We start from the raw sequence: 1108 nt of genomic DNA on the forward strand, positions 1-1108 counted from the left end.
GGCGGTGCCGCGGCGGCTGGCGGAAGGCGCCAATGTGCTCACCGGTGACAAGAAATGGGCCGGCTGGTCTCCGACCTGGATGCTGGGCCGGCGCATCTGGGGCAAGCGGCTCGGCATTGTCGGCATGGGGCGAATCGGCACCGCCGTCGCCAGACGGGCCAAGGCCTTCGGCCTGTCGATCCACTACCACAACCGCCACCGCGTGCTGCCGGCCGTGGAGGACGGGCTGGAGGCGACGTATTGGGAAAGCCTCGACCAGATGCTGGCCCGCATGGATATCATCTCGGTCAACTGTCCCTCGACGCCGGCAACCTTCCATCTGCTTTCAGCGCGGCGGCTGGCGCTGCTGCAGCCCACCGCATATGTCGTCAACACCGCGCGCGGCGACATCATCGACGAGGAAGCGCTGGTCAAGCTGATTCAGGACGGCAAGATCGCCGGGGCCGGCCTCGACGTCTACGAGCATGAGCCGGCTTTGAACAGCAAGCTGCTGAAGCTCGCCGCCAAGAACAAGGTCGTGCTTTTGCCGCATATGGGCTCGGCGACGCTCGAGGGCCGCATCGATATGGGCGAGAAGGTCATCATCAATATCCGTGCCTTCGTCGACGGCCACCGCCCGCCGGATCGGGTGCTGCCGCTCAGGACCTGACGCTGTCGCGGCCCACAAACCGTAAGATAAACCTTACGAGATAGCTTTGCGCATGGTGATCGAGGTCGGCCTGGCATAGCCCTCATGCGCCGTCCGTTCAGTTTCGCGAAAGCCGAGGCGAGCAAAGGCTTCATGATTCCCGGTCAGCTCGATCCGCGTCTGAAGCGCGACGGCGGCCTTGCCGCGGCTACGGGCAAGGTCTTCGACTGCCTGCATCAGCCGCCGGCCAATGCCTTGTCCCTGGCGGTCCGGCGCGACCGCGAACTTGCCGACATAAAGGTCCGCCGCCCTCTCAAGGGCAAAGACGCAGCCGACGATCCTGTCGCCCTGCACCGCCACGAAGCCGGTCTCCAGCCGCGCCTTGTCGCTCAGGGTGTCGGCGGTCAGATGGTGGGCCGAGGAGGGCGGGTCGACAACGCCGTCCATCGAAGCGAAAGCGCGCATGATCAATGCGAGCAC

General features: G+C 65.4%; 2 protein-coding genes. One reads left to right on the top strand and one right to left on the bottom strand.

Features of this window, described 5'->3' with window-relative positions; translation table 11 throughout:
• A partial coding sequence (locus EN984_RS35580) for an NAD(P)-dependent oxidoreductase (protein ID WP_245480198.1) occupies positions 1-649 on the top strand: 649 nt, incomplete at its 5' end.
• 33 nt (positions 650-682) lie between these two features.
• Here the strand turns inward: EN984_RS35580 and EN984_RS35585 are convergent.
• The coding region (locus tag EN984_RS35585; protein WP_164765967.1) for a GNAT family N-acetyltransferase at positions 683-1108 on the bottom strand (426 nt) is incomplete at its 5' end.

Origin of the sequence: Mesorhizobium sp. M7A.F.Ca.CA.004.12.1.1 (assembly GCF_003997835.1) — a bacterium.
Lineage (GTDB): Bacteria > Pseudomonadota > Alphaproteobacteria > Rhizobiales > Rhizobiaceae > Mesorhizobium.